At 60.6% G+C, this 21,519-nt stretch carries 20 protein-coding genes, 2 tRNA genes and 1 rRNA gene; 17 read left to right on the forward strand and 6 right to left on the reverse strand.

Annotated elements, in window-relative coordinates; translation table 11 throughout:
* Positions 1 to 26: 26 nt before the first annotated feature.
* The 5 genes from OEG79_RS04595 to OEG79_RS04615 all read left to right on the forward strand — a co-directional run bounded on the left by OEG79_RS04595 (position 27) and on the right by OEG79_RS04615 (position 4,099).
* Complete coding sequence (locus OEG79_RS04595; RefSeq protein WP_264147644.1) at positions 27 to 926, forward strand: heme/hemin ABC transporter substrate-binding protein; 900 nt, start codon at positions 27 to 29, stop codon at positions 924 to 926.
* Positions 927 to 976: 50 nt separating this feature from the next.
* Positions 977 to 1,963: a FecCD family ABC transporter permease gene (locus OEG79_RS04600; RefSeq protein ID WP_264148670.1), complete on the forward strand. Its 987-nt coding sequence runs from the start codon at positions 977 to 979 to the stop codon at positions 1,961 to 1,963.
* Positions 1,963 to 2,730 carry a heme ABC transporter ATP-binding protein gene (locus OEG79_RS04605; protein WP_264147645.1) on the forward strand — a complete coding sequence of 256 codons (768 nt, stop codon included), beginning with the start codon at positions 1,963 to 1,965 and terminating at the stop codon, positions 2,728 to 2,730. The genes OEG79_RS04600 and OEG79_RS04605 overlap by 1 nt, the downstream gene beginning before the upstream one ends.
* 15 nt (positions 2,731 to 2,745) lie before the next feature.
* Positions 2,746 to 3,630: a ChaN family lipoprotein gene (locus OEG79_RS04610; protein ID WP_264147646.1), complete on the forward strand. Its 885-nt coding sequence runs from the start codon at positions 2,746 to 2,748 to the stop codon at positions 3,628 to 3,630.
* A 61-nt stretch (positions 3,631 to 3,691) separates the two neighbouring features.
* On the forward strand, positions 3,692 to 4,099 hold the full coding sequence (locus OEG79_RS04615; protein WP_264147647.1) for a nuclear transport factor 2 family protein: 408 nt from the start codon (positions 3,692 to 3,694) through the stop codon (positions 4,097 to 4,099).
* Between the two features lie 280 nt (positions 4,100 to 4,379).
* On the opposite strand, the gene OEG79_RS04620 is transcribed toward OEG79_RS04615, so the two are convergent.
* The 4 genes from OEG79_RS04620 to OEG79_RS04635 form a co-directional block, all read right to left on the reverse strand.
* Positions 4,380 to 5,177, reverse strand: a complete 798-nt coding sequence (locus OEG79_RS04620; protein ID WP_264147648.1) for a cyclic nucleotide-binding domain-containing protein — start codon at positions 5,175 to 5,177, stop codon at positions 4,380 to 4,382.
* A 105-nt stretch (positions 5,178 to 5,282) separates the two neighbouring features.
* Entirely contained in the window at positions 5,283 to 5,555 is a 273-nt protein-coding gene (locus OEG79_RS04625) for a TfoX/Sxy family protein (protein WP_264147649.1), read from the reverse strand.
* Positions 5,556 to 5,651: 96 nt separating this feature from the next.
* The gene (locus OEG79_RS04630) at positions 5,652 to 5,996 is read right to left on the reverse strand and encodes a pentapeptide repeat-containing protein (protein WP_264147650.1); all 345 of its coding nucleotides are present in this window, start codon (positions 5,994 to 5,996) and stop codon (positions 5,652 to 5,654) included.
* A gap of 80 nt (positions 5,997 to 6,076) precedes the next feature.
* The gene (locus OEG79_RS04635) at positions 6,077 to 7,639 is read right to left on the reverse strand and encodes a bifunctional aminoglycoside phosphotransferase/ATP-binding protein (protein WP_264147651.1); all 1,563 of its coding nucleotides are present in this window, start codon (positions 7,637 to 7,639) and stop codon (positions 6,077 to 6,079) included.
* A 115-nt stretch (positions 7,640 to 7,754) separates the two neighbouring features.
* Between OEG79_RS04635 and mrcB the strand changes: the two genes are divergently transcribed.
* From mrcB to OEG79_RS04650, 3 genes are all read left to right on the forward strand, one after another.
* Positions 7,755 to 10,073, forward strand: a complete 2,319-nt coding sequence (gene mrcB, locus OEG79_RS04640; RefSeq protein WP_264147652.1) for a penicillin-binding protein 1B — start codon at positions 7,755 to 7,757, stop codon at positions 10,071 to 10,073.
* A gap of 67 nt (positions 10,074 to 10,140) precedes the next feature.
* Complete coding sequence (locus OEG79_RS04645; protein ID WP_318840868.1) at positions 10,141 to 10,821, forward strand: bacterial transcriptional activator domain-containing protein; 681 nt, start codon at positions 10,141 to 10,143, stop codon at positions 10,819 to 10,821.
* Positions 10,821 to 11,150 carry a YqcC family protein gene (locus OEG79_RS04650; protein ID WP_264147654.1) on the forward strand — a complete coding sequence of 110 codons (330 nt, stop codon included), beginning with the start codon at positions 10,821 to 10,823 and terminating at the stop codon, positions 11,148 to 11,150. The genes OEG79_RS04645 and OEG79_RS04650 overlap by 1 nt, the downstream gene beginning before the upstream one ends.
* An 18-nt stretch (positions 11,151 to 11,168) precedes the next feature.
* Here OEG79_RS04650 and OEG79_RS04655 read toward each other — a convergent pair whose 3' ends face one another.
* On the reverse strand, positions 11,169 to 11,603 hold the full coding sequence (locus OEG79_RS04655) for a DUF4124 domain-containing protein (RefSeq protein ID WP_264147655.1): 435 nt from the start codon (positions 11,601 to 11,603) through the stop codon (positions 11,169 to 11,171).
* A 400-nt stretch (positions 11,604 to 12,003) separates the two neighbouring features.
* Between OEG79_RS04655 and OEG79_RS04660 the strand changes: the two genes are divergently transcribed.
* Positions 12,004 to 13,728, forward strand: coding sequence for an acetolactate synthase 3 large subunit (locus OEG79_RS04660; RefSeq protein ID WP_264147656.1), 1,725 nt, complete (start codon positions 12,004 to 12,006; stop codon positions 13,726 to 13,728).
* Between the two features lies 1 nt (position 13,729).
* Complete coding sequence (gene ilvN / locus OEG79_RS04665) at positions 13,730 to 14,221, forward strand: acetolactate synthase small subunit (protein WP_264147657.1); 492 nt, start codon at positions 13,730 to 13,732, stop codon at positions 14,219 to 14,221.
* A 54-nt stretch (positions 14,222 to 14,275) separates the two neighbouring features.
* On the opposite strand, the gene ilvY is transcribed toward ilvN, so the two are convergent.
* The gene (ilvY, locus tag OEG79_RS04670) at positions 14,276 to 15,157 is read right to left on the reverse strand and encodes an HTH-type transcriptional activator IlvY (RefSeq protein ID WP_264147658.1); all 882 of its coding nucleotides are present in this window, start codon (positions 15,155 to 15,157) and stop codon (positions 14,276 to 14,278) included.
* Between the two features lie 125 nt (positions 15,158 to 15,282).
* Here ilvY and ilvC point away from each other — a divergent pair, with 125 nt between their 5' ends.
* The 7 genes from ilvC to OEG79_RS04705 all read left to right on the forward strand — a co-directional run bounded on the left by ilvC (position 15,283) and on the right by OEG79_RS04705 (position 21,309).
* The gene (gene ilvC, locus OEG79_RS04675; RefSeq protein ID WP_090435310.1) at positions 15,283 to 16,299 is read left to right on the forward strand and encodes a ketol-acid reductoisomerase; all 1,017 of its coding nucleotides are present in this window, start codon (positions 15,283 to 15,285) and stop codon (positions 16,297 to 16,299) included.
* Positions 16,300 to 16,446: 147 nt separating this feature from the next.
* Positions 16,447 to 17,262: a CDP-diacylglycerol--serine O-phosphatidyltransferase gene (gene pssA, locus OEG79_RS04680; RefSeq protein WP_264147659.1), complete on the forward strand. Its 816-nt coding sequence runs from the start codon at positions 16,447 to 16,449 to the stop codon at positions 17,260 to 17,262.
* A 66-nt stretch (positions 17,263 to 17,328) separates the two neighbouring features.
* Positions 17,329 to 18,339 carry a protein-methionine-sulfoxide reductase catalytic subunit MsrP gene (msrP, locus tag OEG79_RS04685; protein ID WP_264147660.1) on the forward strand — a complete coding sequence of 337 codons (1,011 nt, stop codon included), beginning with the start codon at positions 17,329 to 17,331 and terminating at the stop codon, positions 18,337 to 18,339.
* A complete protein-coding gene (gene msrQ, locus OEG79_RS04690; RefSeq protein ID WP_264147661.1) occupies positions 18,339 to 18,965 on the forward strand; it encodes a protein-methionine-sulfoxide reductase heme-binding subunit MsrQ in 627 nt (208 codons plus the stop codon). Before msrP ends, msrQ begins: the two co-directional genes overlap by 1 nt.
* A gap of 547 nt (positions 18,966 to 19,512) precedes the next feature.
* Positions 19,513 to 21,048: ribosomal RNA gene (locus OEG79_RS04695) — 16S ribosomal RNA — on the forward strand.
* A gap of 88 nt (positions 21,049 to 21,136) precedes the next feature.
* Positions 21,137 to 21,213, forward strand: a tRNA-Ile gene (locus OEG79_RS04700).
* A 20-nt stretch (positions 21,214 to 21,233) separates the two neighbouring features.
* Positions 21,234 to 21,309: transfer RNA gene (locus OEG79_RS04705), tRNA-Ala, on the forward strand.
* The last annotated feature ends 210 nt before the right edge of the window (positions 21,310 to 21,519 follow it).

Consider the following 21,519-nt stretch of genomic DNA (forward strand, 5'->3'; position numbering starts at 1 on the left):
GATGTCACTTTCGAGGAGTCGAAACCATGCGTCTTGCAAATATTCTGGGCGGTCTGGCGGCCGTCCTTCTGTTTCCCAATCTGATATGGGCCGGCGAGCCGCTGCCGCAGCGATGGGTCAGTGCCGGCGGGGCGCTGAGTGAGTGGGTGATATTGCTGGGGGGCGAGAGCAGGCTGGTGGGGGTCGACACCACCAGTCGTCATCCGGCCTCGCTGACCAGGCTGCCCAGCGTGGGCTATCAGCGGCAACTGGCGGCCGAGGGGCTACTCGCCCTGCGCCCGGATCTGCTGCTCGGTAGCGAAGAGATGGGCCCACCGCCAGTGCTCGAGCAACTGGCGGTGGCCGGCGTGCGCATCGAGCGTCTGAGCGCACGGGCCGAACTGGATAGCCTGCAGGCCAATCTGCAGCGTCTGGGGCAGTTGCTCGGTGATGAGGCAGCGGCGGAGCGCGCTTTCACCGATTATCAGGCGCGTCTGCAGACTCAGCAGCAGTGGGTCGAGCAGGCTCAGCGCCGTCAGCAAGCGCCCGGCGTGGTGCTGCTGCTCGGACATGCCGGAGGGAGTCCGCTGGCAGGAGGCAGTGGCACGGCGGCCGACTGGATGATCAGGCGCGCAGGAGGACGCAACCTGGTCAGCCACGGCGGTTACAAGGCGCTTTCCAGTGAAGCGCTGCTGGCGCTCGATCCACAGGTTGTGGTGGTCGCCGACCGCGCCCTGGACGGTGATGCCGCGAAGCAGGCACTGTTGCGGCAGAACCCCGCCCTGGCCTCTACCCCGGCCGCCCGTGAAGGACGTTTGCTGGCGCTGGATCCGACCCTGCTGGTCGGCGGGCTCGGACCGCGAGTGCCGGATGGGCTGGCGATGCTCGCCGCAGGCTTTTATCCTGCCAGCCAACCCCTGACAGCCGAAGCCAAGCGCAAGCCATGACCCCATCATTTCCGACGCGCCCATTGTTCATCGCACTGGGTCTGTTGCTTGTGCTCGCATTGTGGCTGTCGCTGGCGCTCGGGCCGGTCAGCCTGCCCCTGGCCGATACTCTGCGTGCGGCGTTGCGTCTGCTCGGCCTTCCGCTGGCAGCGGATGCTGCGGTGCAGCAGGCCGAACTGATCCTGGCGCAGATTCGCCTGCCGCGCACCGTGCTCGGGTTGACTGTGGGCATGGTGCTGGCGCTGTGCGGTGTGGCGATGCAGGGCCTGTTTCGCAACCCGCTGGCCGATCCAGGCCTGGTCGGGGTGTCCAGCGGCGCCGCGCTGGGGGCGGCGGTGGCCATCGTTGGTGGCGCCGCTCTAGGCGGCTTGCCCGAAACCTTCGCGCCCTATCTGTTGTCGGTGTGCGCCTTCGTTGGCGGCTTGCTGGTCACGGGGCTGGTCTACCGTCTGGGCCGGCGTGACGGACAGACCAATGTGGCTACCATGCTGCTGGCCGGTATCGCGCTGACCGCACTGGCCGGTGCGGCCATCGGCCTGTTCACCTATCTGGCCGACGACGCCACCCTGCGCACCCTGACCTTCTGGAACCTCGGCAGTCTCAACGGTGCCAGCTATGCTCGGCTCTGGCCGCTGTTGCTGGCCACCCTGGCCGTGGCGCTGTGGCTACCGCGGCGGGCCCGGGCGCTCAATGCCCTGCTGCTGGGCGAGTCGGAGGCTCGCCACCTGGGTTTCGATGTCGAGCGACTCAAGCGCGAGCTGGTGTTCTGCACGGCGCTGGGTGTCGGCGCAGCGGTGGCGGCTGCCGGCCTGATCGGTTTTATCGGCCTGGTGGTACCGCACCTGATGCGTCTGCTGCTAGGTCCTGATCATCGCCTGCTGCTACCGGCATCGGCATTGGCTGGCGCAAGCCTGTTGCTGCTGGCCGATCTGGTCGCACGTCTGGCGCTGGCCCCTGCCGAGTTGCCGATCGGCATCGTCACGGCGCTGATCGGCGCGCCGTTCTTTCTCTATCTGCTGGTACGGGGGCGAAGCTGATGTTGCGGGTCGACCAGCTGGAAATCCGCCGCGGGCAGCAGGTTGTGCTCAGTGGCATCGACCTGCAGCTGCTATCCGGTGAGGTGCTCGGCGTGCTGGGGCCGAACGGTGCGGGCAAGAGCACCTTGCTGGCGGCGATGACCGGCGAGCTGCCGGCCAGTGCCGGGCAGGTGACGCTGGATCAGCGTGCGCTCGATGACTGGCCGGGGCCGGAGCGCGCCAGACGCCTGGCCGTGTTGCCGCAGAGCTCGAGTCTGAATTTCGCCTTCCGCGTTGAGGAGGTCGTCGCCATGGGCCGGCTGCCCCATGGCAGCGGTCGCGTGCGTGATGCACAGATCGTCGGGGAGGCGCTGCATGCGGCCGATGCCGCGCATCTGGCGGGGCGCAGCTATCTGGCATTGTCCGGAGGCGAACGTCAGCGCGTGCACCTGGCACGTGTGCTGGCGCAGTTATGGCCAGGCGGTGAGGGGCGGATTCTGCTGCTCGACGAGCCGACCTCGATGCTCGATCCGCTGCATCAGCACACCTGCCTGCAGGCGGTGCGTCGCCTGGCTGAAACCGGCGTTGCGGTGCTGGTGATTCTCCACGATCTCAACCTGGCTGCGCGTTACTGTGATCGCCTGTTGCTGCTGGAGCGGGGCAGGGCGCATGCACTGGGCGCGCCTGTCGACGTATTGCGTGCCGAGCCTCTGCAGGCCGTGTTCGGTCTGGAAGTGTTGGTGCAGGCCCATCCCGAGCGCGGCCATCCATTGATCGTCGCGCGCTGAATGCCGGAGCCCTTGATGCGAATCCTGTTGCTGAGTTGTCTGGTGCTGCTGAGCGCCTGCCAGGGGCGAGCGGTGATGCCGCCACCAGCGCCACTCTCCCCGTTGGGGCATGAACATGCCGATCTGGGGCGTATCGTCGATCTGGCCAGCGGGCAGACGATCAGCCCCGGGCAGTTGCTCGAACGTCTGGCGCGGGTCGAGCGGGTGCTGGTCGGCGAGCAGCACGACAACCCCGACCATCATGCCCTGCAGCTCTGGCTGTTGCGCGAGCTGAACAGGCAGCGGCCGCAGGGTAGTGTGTTGATGGAGATGCTCAATCCGGAGCAACAGGGCAAGGTCGATCAGGCCCGGGTGACGGCACGTGGGGGGCGCTCCCTCGGCGATCCGTTCGATGCTCTGGCCTGGCAATCGGGCTGGGACTGGTCGTTCTATGGGCCGCTGGTACTTCATCAGCTTCGCCAGCCCTATCCCCTGCTTGCGGCCAACCTGGACCGCGCCGAGATCATGCAGATCTATCGCCAGCGTCCGACGCTGGAAGGCGAGCGCTCCGGCGCCACGAAGGTACAGGCACGTCTGCTGGATGACATCCGCGAGTCGCACTGCGGCCTGCTGCCGGAAAACCAGTTGCCGGCGTTGCTCGCCGTGCAACAGCAGCGTGACCGGCGCATGGCCGAGGCTTTGCTGGCGGCGCCGCAGCCCGGCCTGCTGTTGGCCGGTGCCTTTCACGTCCGCAAGGACCTCGGTGTACCGCTGCACCTCGCTGATCTTGGCGTGCAGGCGGACACCCAGGTGCTGATCCTGGCCGAGGTCGGGCGTGTGGTGGATGCGTCCATGGCCGATTACGTCTGGTTTACCGCCGCGCAGCCGGAGCAGGATCACTGCGCCAAACTGCGACCCTAGCCGCCTTTCATCCGCGGGCCGCAAGGTATCCTCGGCGTTTTGCCGATCCGGAGCCTGCGCCATGCCTGTCGACGTTCGCGACCTGCTGCAACGTTACTTTCAAGCCCTCAATGATCGGGACATTCGCGCCTGCCTGGCTCTGGTCAGCGATGAGCTGACCCTGGAGCCCAACCAGGGGTTCGCCGAGCACGGCCGAGACGCGTTTGCCGGGTATATCGAGCGGCAACTGCATTGTTATCGCGAGACCATCGAATCGCTGGTGATCATGGCCGAACCGCAAGGGCGTCATGCGGCCTGCGAGTACCATGTCAGCGGCGAATATCTGGCCACCGACGACGGTCTGCCGGAGGCTTGCGGGCAGCGCTACGAGATGCGCGTGGGCGCCTTCTTCGATATTCGCGATGGCCTGATCTCGCGCATCAGCCTGCATTTCAACCTGCCGAACTGGCTGGCTCAGGTGGATGACTGATCGCTGAGTGTCGGTGCCGCTGCCCAGGTAAAACTGCGGGCAAAAAAAGACCCGGCAAGAGCCGGGTCAATAACCGTGATTAGCCTGATGAGGAGATAATCTGAAGAGTCCGACTGAAATGGTCTCTTTAGCTTATCGGCTGATCTCGCGACCAGTTGAGTGAATAATAACAATTCTCATTTATGAGTCAACGCCTTTTTGAGAATTTTTCTCAGGAAGATTATGGCGCCTCAGAAATGCAAAACCCCGGCGTTTGCCGGGGTTCGCTCATGTCTAGGTCTCAGCATCCTACTGGCAGGCGCAACTGAGTGACTTCCTTGTTAAGCAGATCGATGCGTCGGGCCATGCTCTCGATCAGGCTGTGCGCGATGCGCGGGTTGCTTTGCATCAGGCTGAGGAATTGCTCCTTGGGAATCACCATGACCGTACAGGGTTCGCTGGCGATTACCGTGGCACTGCGCTTCTCCCGGGTGAAAACGGCCATGGCGCCGAAGATCTCGTCCTTCTGCACGTCGCCGACCTTCTGGCCGTCGACATAGGCCTCGGCGTGTCCCTCGATGATGATGAACACGTGGTCGGCCTCATCCCCCTGGTGAATCAGTTCCTCGCCGGCAGCGAAATGCTGGAAACCGGTCGCTGGCCGGATCTCCGGCTGCTTCAGGCGTGCCAGTGCATCGGAAAGCAGGGCGGTGTGGCCGATCAGGTACTGGATGAACTGTTCCTGACGCTGCTCGCTGGCGTAGATGTGCTTGAACACTTCGCTGCGCGAGTAGGGAACCAGGCTGATGGGCTCTTCGCTGCTGTAGCGGCAGGAGGGCAGGTCGATGCCCTGGCGCAGGCCGACCAGATCACCTTCCTGCAGATAGAAAAGCGGACGCTCGTCGACCAGTGCATGCAGCAGACCATTCTCGATGATGTACAGCTGGTTGCCAGGCAGTACCTTGGCCAGATCATCGACACGTTCCAGGCGCAATGGCTCACCCGTGGGTTGTAGCCCTTCCAGCAACTGAGTGGGGATGCTCTGCAGGCGATTGATCAACTGATCGGCGTAAGCCGGTTGCTCCCCGAGTAAATACATAACCGAAATTCCTTGAACTGGCTGGACTGGCTGACCACACGAAGGTCCCTGGAACAATAGGCTTGACGCTTCTCCGAGTAAATCACCTTGCGCTGGTGTTGTGAGCTAGCTCTTGTTGTTGCCTTGAGCGGCGTCCAGTTGACCGTTCAATTCAGCCTTGTGAGCGGCTGGCAACTCGCTCCAGTGCACATTGAGCAGAGCGCCCTCGATGGCATAGAGCAGTACCTTGGATGCGCGAAAACCGCGCGCCTTGACTGCCCGGTAGGCGCCGACGGCACCGTAGCGACGCAGGTCGTTGGCGCTGTGTATGCCAACGGCATGCAGCCATTGCGCAGAGGTTTTGCCGAGGTTCTTCAGGTGTTGCAGTTCGTCGTGCATCGGGCCTCCAAGCGTGGCTGTGAAGGTTCGCGGTGGTGTGCCTGATAGAAAGTGTAGCGGCCAATTGCCTTTATGCTTCGGTCTTGTTCGCGCGGGTTACCTGGTGCGATAGCGCAGGCGGGTGCCGAAATTCACCGACATGAGAATCTCGTCAGCGGTCAGTTCGACAGGGAAATAAGCGCCGGAAATCTGCGCATGGGCCAGGCTGGCGCCTTCGATCCTGGCATTGCGCAGGTCCAGGCCGCGGAGGTCGGCTCCGCGAAAATACGCGTCGGTGAAATTGACGGCCTCAGTGTCCATGTTGCGCAGGTCGAGCCCGCGGAAGTCGCCGCCGGATAGATCGACCTCGACACCCTTCGGCTTCTGCGCATTGAAGCCATTCACATCGTCGTTGTACAGGAGGTGGTAGAGCGGATGATCAAGCTGACGGGGCTGGCTCATGGCAGATACCGCTGATGGCTTGACCAGCAGTATAGAAGCCCTGCCAGGGTTTGCCTGGCAGGGGCGTCAGCCGCTTGGGCTCAGAGTCCCGGCAGGCGCTGGCGAATGCGCTCCACCAGGCTGTCCAGGCTGGCGCCTTCATGCGTATCGACGCGTTTGCTGTGAGCCAGTTCATCGGCATCGAGTGGTTCGCGGTTGGCTTGCTGGCTCCGGATCACCTCCAGCGTCGCATCCGAGGGGTCCTTGCCTTCATTCTGGCGTTGCTCCAGCCAACCGGCGATCACCGCATCCGGGGCGTGGCAGTCGATAATCAGGAAAGGTGTGCCGGTGTCTTCCGCGACCTCGCTCGCCGCCTGACGCTGTACGGTCTTGAGATAGGTCGCGTCGATCACTACCGGGAATCCGGCGTGCAGGACTTCGCGTGCCAGTTGGTGCAGGCGCTGATAGGTCGCCTGGCTGGCATCGGTACTGTAGATACCCGCGGCCAGCTGGTTTCTGGTCGCGCTGCTCTGTTCGCCGAACAGGCGCTTGCGTTCGATATCGGAGCGCAGGCGGATGGCGCCCAGCGCTTCTACCAGGCGCATGGCAACGTGGCTCTTGCCGACAGCCGAGACGCCATGGGTGATGGCCAGGAAGGGGGTCGGAATGGCGCTGTAGCTCTCGGCCAGTGCGGCATAACCGCGATACTGGCGAAGAATCACCGCGCGCTGCACGGGGTCCTGCTCCTGGCCCAGGCGGAACAGTGCGACCTTGCCGCGGACCATGGCGCGGTAGGCCTTGTAGAAATTGAGAAGCTGCAGGGCTGCGTAATCGCCGGTGCGCTCCAGCCAGCCACTGATGAAGCGACGTGCCAGGCACTTGAGGCCGCGGTCCTCGAGGTCCATGGCCAAAAAGGCGATATCCGCAGTGACGTCGGTCAGGCGGAAGGGTTCGTTGAATTCGATGCAGTCGAACAGCACCACATTGCCGTCGATCTGCGCGGCGTTACCCAGATGAATGTCACCGTGGCATTCACGGATAAAGCCTTGTGCCTTGCGCTCGGTCAGTAGCGGCTGCAGGCGCTCGTAGCTGGACTGCGCCCAGGCTTCGAGGGCGTCGAGTTGTTGCAGGTCCGCCTGCTCGCTGAGCATCGGACGAATCTGGTCGAAATTCTGCTGCACCGGCGCCATCACCGCTTGCGCGCTACCCAGCGCATGTTCCTGTGGCACCTTGGGCGCGTTCAGGTGGAAGGTGGCGATCTGCTCGGCCAGTGCGTCGATGTGAGTATTGTTCAGCTCACCGCGAACCTGGATGGCGCTGAGCAACTGCTCCTGCGGGAACTGACGCATCTTCAGTGCATATTCGATGGCCGGTGTGCTGCCATCGAGGCTGGGGGCGTCTTCACTGCCGCTGATCGGCAGCACTTCCAGATACAGATCGCGGGCCAGGCGCTGGTTGAGGCGCAGCTCCTCTTCGCAGAAGTGACGGCGCGCTTCGAGGCTGGTGAAGTCGAGGAAGCCAAAGTTGACCGGCTTTTTGATCTTGTAGGCATAGGGGCCAGTGAGCAAAACCCAGGAAATGTGGGTCTCAATCACCTGAAACCCTTCCACAGGATGCGGATACAGGGCCGGGTTCTGCAGTGCGGCAATCAGGGCTTGGCTCACGTTCGATCCTTGTTCTAGACGCTGTTCGAGCTGGGCATTATGGCCGCTGTGAGCTGCTCTGCAAACCATCCGGGCGGCGCTGCTGGCCCCTATGTAAAGTGCGTATAATCCCGCCATGACACGAAAACGCTCCCCCCGCTCAAACAAAAAATCCCGCTCGTCCGGCATGCGTCCCTGGCTCGCCTGGGGGCTCAAGCTCGGTCTTGTCGGCCTGGTGATCCTTGCCGGTTTCGCCGTTTACCTCGATGCCGTGGTGCAGGAAAAATTTTCCGGCAAGCGCTGGACGGTACCCGCGAAGGTCTATGCCAGACCCCTTGAGCTGTTCGTCGGGCAGAAGCTGGCGAAGGATGATTTTCTGCGTGAGCTGGATGCCCTGGGTTATCGCCGCGAGAGCGTGGTCAATGGGCCGGGCGCAGTGTCGGTGGCCGGCAACAACATCGAGTTGCACAGCCGTGGCTTCCAGTTCTACGAGGGCGCCGAGCCGTCGCAGAGGGTGCGTGTGCGCTTTTCCGGTGATTATGTCGCCGGCCTGTCCCAGGCCAATGGCGGCAATCTTGCCGTGGCGCGGCTCGAACCGCTGCTGATCGGCGGGCTTTATCCGGCGCATCAGGAAGACCGCATCCTGATCAAGCTGGATCAGGTGCCAGCCTATCTGATCGATGCGCTGGTAGCCGTCGAGGACCGCGACTATTTCGACCATTTCGGTGTATCGCCCAAGGGCATCGCTCGCGCGCTGTGGATCAACGCGTCTTCCGGTCGTCTGGTCCAGGGCGGCAGTACCCTGACCCAGCAGTTGGTGAAGAACTTCTACCTGACCAATGAGCGCACTCTGTTGCGCAAGGTCACCGAAGCCATGATGGCGGTGCTGCTGGAGCTGCATTACGACAAGCGCGAGATTCTCGAGGCCTACATGAACGAGGTGTTCCTCGGTCAGGACGGTCAGCGTGCGGTGCATGGCTTTGGTCTGGCGAGCCAGTACTTCTTCAGTCAGCCGGTATCCGAGCTGAAGCTCGAGCAGGTCGCACTGCTGGTGGGCATGGTCAAGGGGCCGACCTATTTCAACCCGCGGCGCAATCCCGAACGGGCGATGACGCGCCGTAATCTGGTCATCGATCTGCTTGCCGAGCAGGGTTCCATCACGCCTGAAGAAGCCGCTGCTGCCAAGAAGAAACCGCTTGGCGTGACCTCGCGTGGCAGCATGGCTGACAGCTCATTCCCGGCGTTCCTCGATCTGGTCAAGCGTCAGCTGCGTGAGGATTACCGTGAGCAGGATCTGACCGAAGAGGGCTTGCGCATCTTCACCAGCTTCGATCCGATCCTGCAGCTCAAGGCCGAAGAGGCGCTGGCCGAGACGCTCAAGCGCCTGGCCGGACGCAAGGGCGTGGACGAGGTGCAGGCCGGCATGGTCGTGACCAATCCGGAGACGGGTGAGGTCCAGGCATTGATCGGCAGCCGTCAGCCGCGGTTTGCCGGTTTCAACCGGGCCCTGGACGCCGTGCGGCCGATTGGTTCGCTGATCAAGCCGGCGATCTACCTGTCGGCCTTGGAACGCCCGAGTCAGTACACCCTGACCAGTTGGCTGGAGGACGAACCCTTCTCCATCAAGGGGCAGGACGGTCAGGTCTGGACACCGCAGAACTACGACCGCAAGGCTCATGGCACGATTTACCTGTATCAGGGGCTGGCGCAGTCCTACAACCTGTCCACGGCCAAGCTCGGCCTGGAAATCGGTGTGCCCAACGTGCTCAAGACGCTCGAGCGACTGGGGGTAGAGCGCAAGTGGCCGGCCTATCCGTCGATGCTGCTGGGGGCCGGTGCGCTGACGCCTATGGAAGTGGCCGGCATGTATCAGACGCTGGCCAATGGCGGCTTCAACACGCCGCTGCGAGGCATTCGCAGCGTGCTGACCGCCGACGGCCAGCCGCTCGGACGCTATCCGTTCCAGATCCAGCAACGTTTCGACCCAGGCGCCATCTACCTGGTACAGAACGCCATGCAGCGCACCATGCGTGAAGGTACCGGTCGGTCGGTATACAGCCAGCTGCCCGGCTCGCTGAATCTGGCGGGCAAGACCGGCACCAGTAACGACTCGCGTGATAGCTGGTTCGCCGGCTTCAGTCAGGATCTGCTGGCGGTGGTGTGGCTGGGGCGCGACGATAACGGCCCGACACCGTTGACCGGTGCAAGCGGTGCTCTGCAGGTATGGACCGGCTTCATGCGCAAGGCTGATCCGTTGCCGCTGGACATGCCGATGCCGGACAACGTCACCCAGGCCTGGGTTGATCGTCAGACCGGACTGGGTTCGGCTTCGGGCTGCCCGAATGCGGTACAGATGCCTTATATTCGCGGCAGTGAACCTGCCCCGGGCTCGGCTTGCGGTATCCAGGCGCCGGTCGAGTCGGTGATGGATTGGGTGCGGGGCTGGCTGGAATGACGGCCGAGCCGAGTGGCTCGGTGTTACCTGAAGAGGATTGGATGTGAACAAAAAGTGGCTTGCCACGATGCTGGCGACGGCGGTTCTGAGTGGTTGCAGTACGGTACCGCAGGGTTCGATTCCGGTGATCGATGCCGGTACCCCGTTGTCGTCGGGGGGCTATGGTGCTTCGAACAACCCGGGCCCCGCCGCCGCACCGCAGCGTATCGAAGAGGATTCCGGGGTGGTGGTGATGGTACCGCAGGGCGCCGTCTCGGCACCGTTGCAGACCGACTCGCAGCCGATCACCTCCAGTGGCGGCCTGACGTTCGATCCGCCCGTGAGCAATCAGCCGTCTACACCGGTCGAGGGGAGCTTCGGTTCCTCGATTCCGAGCATGCCCAGCGGCATTCCCAGCGGTGGTGGCCTGGCGGCCGATGAGCAGCTGGATGGCCCTGTTCTCGCTCTGCTGACCACCGCCCAACAGCAACAGGGTGGTGGCGATCTCAATGGTGCAGCTTCCAGCCTGGAGCGTGCTCAGCGCATCGCGCCACGTGAGCCGCAGGTACTTTATCGTCTTGCCGAAGTCCGCCTGGCTCAGGGAGACGCCGCGCAGGCCGAGCAGCTCGCCCGCCGTGGTCTGACCTATGCAGGCGGGCGCCCGGCGCTGCAGGCCAGCTTGTGGGATCTGATCGCTCAGGCGCGCGAGCGTCAGGGTGACCCCGCCGGTGCAGCCCAGGCCCGTGAACGCGCCCGGGTCAATCTTTGATGGAGGCGCGCGTGAGTGCCCTGGCCGAGCATCTGCTGCTGATCGAGCGTGAGCTGCGGGTGCTGGGCTGGTGGCAGGAAGAAGCCCCGAGTGTCGAGGCGTTGGCCAGCCCGGAGCCTTTCTGTGTCGATACGCTGACCTTCGAGCAATGGCTGCAGTGGATTTTCCTGCCGCGCATGAAGGTGCTTCTGGAAACAGGTGCGACCTTGCCTTCGGTCTCAGGCATTCAGGCGATGGCCGAGATGGTCTATCAGCAGCAGCCGAGCGTTGCGCGTCGGCTGGTCGAACTGCTGGGCGAGTTCGATCGCCTGCTTACGCGCACGTCCTGAGAGCGTGCGCGTAACGCCTTACTTGCAGTTTTCCGTGATGGCTTTCTTCAGCTCGGTGATGCGTTCCTGGCGCTCATTCTCGTCAATGCGGCGCACTTCTCCACCATCCTCAATCCTGACGCGTGGATTGTTTTCCAGCTGAGCCAGGTTGCTGCGGGCGTTCTGGCAGTACTGCTTGCGCTCGGCCTCCTGCTTTGCCACATCTTCCTTGACCTTCTTGTCGATGGCCGCCTGCTCCGGGTCGAGCTGATTATCAGCGCTGGGCGCAGGCGTGCTTGGCGTCGAGCGGGGCGGTGGTGTCGCGGTATTGATGGTGGTGGCCTGCTGGCCCTGTGGCGGTTGCGCGCCGAAATGGGTCACGCCTTTGTCGTCTACCCACTTGTAAACCTGGCTGGCCATGGCGGTTGTGCTCAAGGCGAGCATCAAGGTGCCAGTGAGAATCATGTGGCGCATGCTGTTTCCTTATCGAGAGCTGCAGTGCTGCTGGTTACTATAACCAAAAGCCGACCATCTTCATTCTGCGCTGCGTCACAGCGCCAAGTCGAATAATAGGTTACGCGCCGCTTGACTTGCTTTCGCCGAACCCGAACAATCCAGCCTTCCCCCGCAGTGGAGTCCGCCGCAAGCGTCCTTCAGCTCGGGGAAAAGAGGCGCTACCCGCGCCGAACCGTGACACCCGCTACGCGTTACCTCGCGCTGGGAGGACCAGCCCCGCAAGACCATGGGCTGCTCCGTTACTCGTCAAGCTGATGTTTCGAATCCACGATCACCGTCGTGCGTGTCTGCTGACAGTAAGAACCTACTTAGGGCTACCCGTTGCGGGTGGCATACTGGCGTTCAAGAGGTGAACAACGTGGAGCTTTTATCCGGCGCTGAAATGGTCGTCCGCTTCCTGCGTGACGAAGGCGTTAAGCACATCTACGGGTACCCTGGTGGTGCTCTCCTGCATATCTACGATGCCCTGTTCAAAGAACCGGAAGTGACTCACATTCTGGTGCGTCATGAACAGGCAGCGACCCATATGGCTGACGGTTATGCCCGCGCCACCGGCAAGGCCGGTGTGGTGCTGGTAACCTCCGGCCCAGGCGCGACCAATGCCATCACCGGCATTGCCACTGCCTACATGGATTCCATTCCGATGGTGGTAATCTCCGGCCAGGTGCCGAGCGCCATGGTCGGCACCGATGCCTTCCAGGAAACCGACATGGTCGGTATTTCCCGTCCGATCGTGAAGCACAGCTTCATCATCAAGCACCCGTCGGAAATCCCCGAAGTGCTGAAGAAGGCCTTCTATCTCGCCGAGTCCGGCCGTCCGGGCCCTGTCGTGGTCGACATTCCGAAGGATATGGGCGACCCGACCCAGAAGTTCGAATACGTCTATCCGAAGAAGGTCAAGCTGCGCTCCTACAGTCCGGCGGTACGTGGCCACTCCGGCCAGATCCGCAAGGCTGCCGAGATGCTGCTGGCTGCCAAGCGTCCGGTCATGTACTCCGGCGGTGGCGTGATCATGGGCGGCGCTTCCGCGCCGCTGACCGAGCTGGCGCAGATGCTCAATCTGCCGGTGACCAATACCCTGATGGGCCTCGGCGGCTACCCGGGTACCGACCGCCAGTTCATCGGCATGCTCGGTATGCACGGTAGCTACACCGCCAACCTGGCCATGCACCATGCCGACGTTATCCTGGCTGTCGGTGCACGCTTCGATGACCGTGTGATCAACGGCGCGGCCAAGTTCTGCCCGAACGCCAAGATCATTCATATCGACATCGACCCGGCCTCGATCTCCAAGACCATCAAGGCCGACATCCCGATCGTTGGCCCGGTGGACAGCGTGTTGACCGAGATGGTCGCCATCCTCAAGGAAATCGGTGAAACCCCGAACAAGGACACCGTCGCCAGCTGGTGGAAACAGATCGACGAGTGGCGTGGCAATGGTCGTCTGTTCCCGTACAACGAGGGCGACGGTTCGATCATCAAGCCGCAGACCGTAATCGAAACCCTGTGCGAAGTAACCAAGGGCGACGCCTACATCACCTCCGATGTGGGTCAGCACCAGATGTTCGCCGCGCAGTATTACCGCTTCAACAAGCCCAACCGCTGGATCAACTCCGGTGGCCTGGGCACCATGGGCTTCGGTTTCCCGGCTGCGATGGGCATCAAGCTGAACTTCCCGGATGCCGACGTGGCGTGCGTCACCGGCGAGGGCAGCATCCAGATGAACATCCAGGAACTGTCGACCTGCCTGCAGTACGACCTGCCGGTGAAGATCGTCAACCTGAACAACGGTGCGCTCGGCATGGTTCGCCAGTGGCAGGACATGCAGTACAACAGCCGTTATTCGCACTCCTACATGGAGTCGCTGCCGGACTTCGTCAAACTGGCCGAGGCCTATGGCCATGTCGGTATGCGCATCACCTCGCTGAAGGACCTCAAGCCCAAGCTGGAGGAAGCCTTCGCCATGAAGAACCGTCTGGTGTTCCTCGACATCGCGGTGGATTCCAGCGAGCACGTCTATCCGATGCAGATCAGAGACGGTGCGATGCGTGACATGTGGCTGAGCAAGACGGAGCGGACCTAAGATGCGACATATCATTTCCCTGCTGCTGGAAAACGAGCCGGGCGCACTGTCCCGCGTGGTCGGTCTGTTCTCTCAGCGCAACTACAACATCGAAAGCCTCACCGTTGCGCCAACCGAAGATCCGACGCTCTCGCGCCTGACTCTCACCACCGTTGGCCAGGATGAGGTGATCGAGCAGATCACGAAGAACCTCAACAAGCTGGTCGAGGTGGTCAAGCTGGTCAACCTGTCGGAAAGCGCCCACATCGAGCGCGAACTGATGTTGGTCAAGATCAAGGCCACCGGTGCCCAGCGTGCCGAGGTCAAGCGTACTACCGACATCTTCCGCGGCCAGATCGTGGACGTGACCAGCAGTGTCTACACCGTGCAGCTGACTGGTACCAGCGACAAGCTCGACAGCTTCATCCAGGCTATCGGTACTGTGTCGATTCTGGAAACCGTGCGCAGTGGTGTCACCGGTATCGCCCGCGGCGACAAGGTGCTGAGTATCTGATCGCTGTTGTAACGCAGAGCCCCGCCTGGTGCGGGGCTTTTTATTGCCAGCAATTCAGCGCTGGCGGTTCCAGAACGCGGCGATCAGCGGATCCTTGAGGCGTTTTTCCAGGGCGAACAGGCCGATGTCGTAGGGGGTGAGCGGTGGCTGGATGTCATAGATGCGAATGCGCGCCGTCAGCGGGCTGTTGTCCAGCACGATCTGCGGTACCACGCCGATACCGAAACCCAGGCTGACCATGCTGACAATGGCCTCGTTGCCGGCGACCTGAGCGTAGATGCGCGGCTTGATGTTGTGACTTTTCAGCCAGCGATCGGTGCGCGTCCGTGCCAGGCCTTCCTCGGATAGGATCATCGGCACGTCCTTCCAGCTCTCGGCTGTCGGTTGCCTCAGTTGTTCCTCATTCAGCAGTTGTGGCGCCTGTGGACCTATAAATCGCAGTTCCGAGCGGGTGATCGGCTGAAACTCCACGCCTGCCGGCAGGCTGTCCGGTCGGGCGCCGATAGCCAGGTCCTCCAGACCCTGCTGCACACGTTCGACCGCTTTCGCCGGATCGCCTGTGTGCAGCTTCATTTCGATGCGCGGGTAATCCTGGCGAAAGCTGCTGAGAATGTCATAGAGGAAGCTGTAGCTCGCCGTGACCGAACAGTACAACGACAGTTCGCCGTGCAGATTCAGCTGGTCCTGCATGAAGGTCTGGCGAATCGCCTGCCAGCCATTCATGACTTCGCTGGCGTACTCGCGAAACTGCTGGCCTTCGCGGGTCAGACGCACCGAGCGGTTGTCGCGCACGAACAGGGCAGCACCCACTTCATCTTCCAGCTGCTTGATGCTGCGACTGAGGGCGGAGGGGCTGACGTGCTGTTCGCGGCTGGTTCGGCCGAAGTGCAGGTTGTCGGCCAGGGAGAGAAAAAGCCTGAGGGAATGGCTGTCCATTGAGTGTTTCGTTTATCGGCATGTCGTGTTGCAAATATATCATTTTACGCAATGTCTGGGATCACTTAAGGTGTCTTCGTCGCGGTGCTTCGCACCCTCCCTTTCGATTCAAAAGAGCCAAGAACATGAAAGTTTATTACGACAAAGATTGCGACCTCTCCATTATCCAGAGCAAGAAAGTCGCCATCATCGGTTACGGCTCCCAGGGCCACGCCCAGGCCTGCAACCTGAAAGATTCCGGTGTTGACGTCACCATCGGTCTGCGTAAGGGCTCCGCTACCGTCGCCAAGGCCGAAGCCCATGGCCTGAAAGTCACCGACGTCGCCAGCGCCGTTGCTGCTGCCGATCTGGTCATGATCCTGACCCCGGACGAATTCCAGGGCCAGCTGTACAAGAACGAGATCGAGCCGAACATCAAGAAGGGCGCTACTCTGGCCTTCTCCCACGGTTTCTCCATTCACTACAACCAGGTTGTTCCGCGCGCCGACCTCGACGTGATCATGATCGCGCCGAAGGCCCCGGGCCACACCGTACGTACCGAGTTCGTCAAAGGCGGCGGCATCCCTGACCTGATCGCCGTTTATCAGGACGCTTCCGGCAATGCCAAGAACGTTGCTCTGTCCTACGCTTCGGGCGTTGGCGGTGGCCGTACCGGCATCATCGAAACCACCTTCAAGGACGAGACCGAAACCGACCTGTTCGGCGAGCAGGCCGTTCTCTGTGGTGGTACCGTCGAGCTGGTCAAGGCCGGTTTCGAAACGCTGGTTGAAGCTGGCTACGCGCCGGAAATGGCCTACTTCGAGTGCCTGCACGAGCTGAAGCTGATCGTTGACCTCATGTACGAAGGCGGTATTGCCAACATGAACTACTCGATCTCCAACAACGCCGAGTACGGCGAGTATGTGACTGGTCCGGAAGTGATCAACGCCGAATCCCGTCAGGCCATGCGCAACGCCCTCAAGCGTATCCAGGACGGCGAATACGCCAAGATGTTCATCAGCGAAGGTGCTACCGGCTACCCGTCGATGACTGCCAAGCGTCGTAACAACGCCGCTCACGGTATCGAAGTGATCGGTGAGCAGCTGCGTGCGATGATGCCGTGGATCGCTGCCAACAAGATCGTCGACAAGACCAAGAACTAAGGTCTGCGATGTGCGAAAGAACGCGGCTTTATGCCGCGTTTTTTCGTTCTGCGGCGAGGCTTCTGGTATAAAGCCAGCTCACTGCGAGGCGAACTGAGTTCAGTTGCCCCGGTCGAAATTCGTCAAACCCGTTGCAAGGTGCTGTTCATGAGTGAAGGTCCCGAGGATCAAAAGCCGGCTGGCGACAATCTGGAAAGCCTGCTGCCGATCGACGAGCACGTAGAGGAAGTGCAGGACGCGGAAGGGCGTAAAGTGCGTCACCGTGGTATCTACCTGCTGCCCAATCTGTTCACCACGGCCAACCTGTTCGCCGGCTTCTATTCCATCATCAATGCGATGAACGGCAACTTCTATGTGGCTGCTGCTGCCGTGTTCGTGGCCATGGTGCTTGACGGTCTGGATGGCCGCGTCGCGCGTCTGACCAATACGCAAAGCGCGTTCGGCGCCGAGTACGACTCCCTTTCCGATATGGTTGCCTTCGGCGTGGCGCCGGCTCTGCTCGCATTCGAGTGGGCGCTGGGCAGCATGGGCAAGGTGGGTTGGATGGTTGCCTTCATCTACGTTGCCGGTGCGGCATTGCGCCTGGCCCGGTTCAATACGCAGATTGGTAGCGTCGACAAGCGCTATTTCATCGGTTTGGCCAGTCCGGCCGCGGCGGGTGTGGTCGCCGGTACGGTCTGGGCATTCAGCGATTTCGGTATCAAGGGCTCGAACATGTCTTTCGCCGTGGCGCTGCTGGTAGCTGCCGCGGGTTGCCTGATGGTCAGCAACATTAAGTACTACAGCTTCAAGGATCTGGACCTGAAGGGGCGTGTACCTTTCGTGGCCATTCTGGTCGTGGTGCTGCTCTTCGCGGTGGTGTTCAGCGATCCGCCCCGCATCCTCCTGCTGATTTTCCTGGCTTATGCGGTGTCCGGTCCGATTCAGTACCTGCTGCAATTGCGTCGTCGTAAATCTGCCTGACGTTGTAATTTCTCCTGCGCTCCGTGGTCTACAGTTCGTTTCTCGAACTGTAGTCGCGGAGTCACCATGCTCATCCGAGTTCCCCCCTCTTCTAGGGCCCTAGAGTCCGAAGTCACCCCAGAATCGGTCTATCTCTCCCGTCGCAAGCTGATGAAGGGCTCGCTGGCGTTGGCCACCATGGCTGCGCTGCCCGGTTGGGTCAGCGCCGAGGCGCAAGGTGCCTACAGCGATGTCGAGCCGGCCAAGGCGCCTGGCTGGTTCCAGAAGAAGCTCGCGACCGTTCGCTGGCAGGCGATCACGGCTGAAGGTGAGGCCATCACGCCGTTCAAGGACGCGACGCACTACAACAACTTCTATGAGTTCGGGACGGGCAAGGGAGACCCGGCAGCCAACGCCGGCAAGCTGCAGGTCGAACCCTGGACCGTGATGATTGATGGCGAGGTGAGCAAGCCGGGGCGCTACGCCATCGAGGATCTGGTCAAGCCGCATGCCTTCGAAGAGCGCATCTACCGATTGCGCTGTGTAGAGGCCTGGTCCATGGTCATTCCCTGGCTGGGTTTTCCTTTGGCCGAGCTGCTCAAGCAGGTCGAACCCACCGCGTCGGCGCGCTATGTGCGCTTCGAGACGCTGGTCGACAAAGAGCACATGCCGGGGCAGCGCTCGGGGTTCTCTCTGATCGATTGGCCCTATGTCGAGGGTTTGCGTCTGGATGAGGCCATGCATCCTCTGGCTTTCATGGCCGTCGGCATATATGGGCGCGTTCTGCCCAATCAGAACGGCGCGCCATTGCGCCTGGTGGTGCCCTGGAAATATGGCTTCAAGAGCATCAAGTCCATCGTTCGAATCAGCCTGGTAGCCGAGGCGCCCAGAACAACCTGGGAGCGTATTGCGCCTAACGAATATGGCTTCTATGCCAACGTCAATCCGCAGGTGGACCATCCGCGCTGGTCGCAGGCCACCGAGCGGCGCCTGCCCAGCGGCTTGTTCAGTCCGAATGTGATCGATACCCGGATGTTCAATGGTTATGAGGAGGTTGCCGATCTCTACGCCGGCATGGATCTGGCGAGGTACTACTGATGCGTTACAGGCTCTGGCGCCTCGGCGTGTTTCTGGCGGCATCGGTTCCACCGTTTTACTGGCTGTACCGTGCCGTCTTCAGTCTGCTGGGGCCTGATCCGGGCAAGGTGCTGGTGGACAACCTGGGGCTCGGTGCCCTGATCCTTCTGCTGATCACCTTGGCGATGACGCCGCTGCAGCAACTGACCCGCTGGGGAGGCTGGATCGCCGTTCGGCGTCAGCTGGGGTTGTGGTGCTTCGCCTATGCCGCTCTGCATCTGTCCTGCTATGTGTTGTTCATCGCCGGGCTGCGGCTGGACCTGGTGTTGCGCGATCTTTCCGAACGCCCCTACATCATTGTGGGGGCGCTGGCTTTTGTCGGGCTCCTGGCGCTGGCCGTCACCTCGAACCGCTTCAGCATCAGAAAGCTGGGCCGTAAGTGGAAGGCACTGCATCGCCTGGTTTACGCGATCCTGCTGCTGGCTTTGTTGCATATGCTCTGGGTGGTGCGGGCTGATCTGGGGGAGTGGCTCGCTTATGCGTTGATCGGTGGCGCGCTGCTGCTGATGCGTCTCTCCGCTGTCGCGGGCGCATTACAGAGGGTGGGCGTCCTTTTTCGAGAGAATCCAAAGAAAATTGAAATATAAGCTTGACGCGCATTCTGCTGGATGTAGAATGCGCGCCACTTCAGTGATGAAGCGCTTCAAAAACTTCTTGTTAATCAATAAGTTAAGTTAAATGAAGGGTTTGCAAAGCTGGATCTGGCGTGTAGAATGCGCGCCGGCCGACAGGGTGGTGGTTTGATCCTGTTGGTGGTTCGGTCGAATGGATCGAAAGCGGTAGAAAAGAGGTGGTTGACAGCGGTTTTGAACGCTGTAGAATGCGCATCCCGCTGGAGAGAAGAAGTTCTGATCGAAAGCGCAAGTGGTTGAGTAGAAAGAAGTTTCCTCGGAAACAAGATCGAAAAACAGCTTGACAGATTGAAAGGCTGCTGTAGAATGCGCGGCCTTGGTTGAGACGAAAGACTTGACCGACTGCTCTTTAACAACTGAATCAAGCAATTCGTGTGGGTGCTTGTGAGGTAAGACTGATAGTCGACTGATTATCAGCATCACAAGTAACACTCGTGAATTCGAGAGTTTATTTGCGATTGCTGAGCCAAGTTTAGGGTTTTCTCAAAACCCAAGCAGTATTGAACTGAAGAGTTTGATCATGGCTCAGATTGAACGCTGGCGGCAGGCCTAACACATGCAAGTCGAGCGGATGAAGGGAGCTTGCTCCTGGATTTAGCGGCGGACGGGTGAGTAATGCCTAGGAATCTGCCTGGTAGTGGGGGATAACGTTCCGAAAGGAACGCTAATACCGCGTACGTCCTACGGGAGAAAGCAGGGGACCTTCGGGCCTTGCGCTATCAGATGAGCCTAGGTCGGATTAGCTAGTTGGTGAGGTAATGGCTCACCAAGGCGACGATCCGTAACTGGTCTGAGAGGATGATCAGTCACACTGGAACTGAGACACGGTCCAGACTCCTACGGGAGGCAGCAGTGGGGAATATTGGACAATGGGCGAAAGCCTGATCCAGCCATGCCGCGTGTGTGAAGAAGGTCTTCGGATTGTAAAGCACTTTAAGTTGGGAGGAAGGGTTGTACGTTAATACCGTGCAATTTTGACGTTACCGACAGAATAAGCACCGGCTAACTTCGTGCCAGCAGCCGCGGTAATACGAAGGGTGCAAGCGTTAATCGGAATTACTGGGCGTAAAGCGCGCGTAGGTGGTTCAGTAAGTTGGAAGTGAAATCCCCGGGCTCAACCTGGGAACTGCTTTCAAAACTGCTGAGCTAGAGTACGGTAGAGGGTAGTGGAATTTCCTGTGTAGCGGTGAAATGCGTAGATATAGGAAGGAACACCAGTGGCGAAGGCGACTACCTGGACTGATACTGACACTGAGGTGCGAAAGCGTGGGGAGCAAACAGGATTAGATACCCTGGTAGTCCACGCCGTAAACGATGTCAACTAGCCGTTGGGATCCTTGAGATCTTAGTGGCGCAGCTAACGCATTAAGTTGACCGCCTGGGGAGTACGGCCGCAAGGTTAAAACTCAAATGAATTGACGGGGGCCCGCACAAGCGGTGGAGCATGTGGTTTAATTCGAAGCAACGCGAAGAACCTTACCTGGCCTTGACATGCTGAGAACTTTCCAGAGATGGATTGGTGCCTTCGGGAACTCAGACACAGGTGCTGCATGGCTGTCGTCAGCTCGTGTCGTGAGATGTTGGGTTAAGTCCCGTAACGAGCGCAACCCTTGTCCTTAGTTACCAGCACCTCGGGTGGGCACTCTAAGGAGACTGCCGGTGACAAACCGGAGGAAGGTGGGGATGACGTCAAGTCATCATGGCCCTTACGGCCAGGGCTACACACGTGCTACAATGGTCGGTACAAAGGGTTGCCAAGCCGCGAGGTGGAGCTAATCCCATAAAACCGATCGTAGTCCGGATCGCAGTCTGCAACTCGACTGCGTGAAGTCGGAATCGCTAGTAATCGTGAATCAGAATGTCACGGTGAATACGTTCCCGGGCCTTGTACACACCGCCCGTCACACCATGGGAGTGGGTTGCTCCAGAAGTAGCTAGTCTAACCTTCGGGGGGACGGTTACCACGGAGTGATTCATGACTGGGGTGAAGTCGTAACAAGGTAGCCGTAGGGGAACCTGCGGCTGGATCACCTCCTTAATCGAAGACATCAGCTTCTTCATAAGTTCCCACACGAATTGCTTGATTCACTGTAGAAGACGATGCTGTAACGCGGCGACCCTGTTATAGGTCTGTAGCTCAGTTGGTTAGAGCGCACCCCTGATAAGGGTGAGGTCGGCAGTTCAAATCTGCCCAGACCTACCAATTCAGGTGCAGATGCTTACGGGGCCATAGCTCAGCTGGGAGAGCGCCTGCTTTGCACGCAGGAGGTCAGCGGTTCGATCCCGCTTGGCTCCACCATTACAGCATGATCGTAGAGAGTTCAGAAATGAGCGCTTCAGGGTTGCCTGTTGAGTGCTGATTTCTGGTCTTTTGACCGGTACTCGTTCTTTAAAAATTTGGATATGTGATAGAAGTGACTAACGACGTGTTTCACTGCACGTTGTTAATCAAGGCAAAATTTGTAGTTCTCAAGACGCAAATTTTCGGCGAATGTCGTCTTCACGATTG

This window comes from Pseudomonas sp. Z8(2022), assembly GCF_025837155.1.
Lineage (GTDB): Bacteria > Pseudomonadota > Gammaproteobacteria > Pseudomonadales > Pseudomonadaceae > Aquipseudomonas.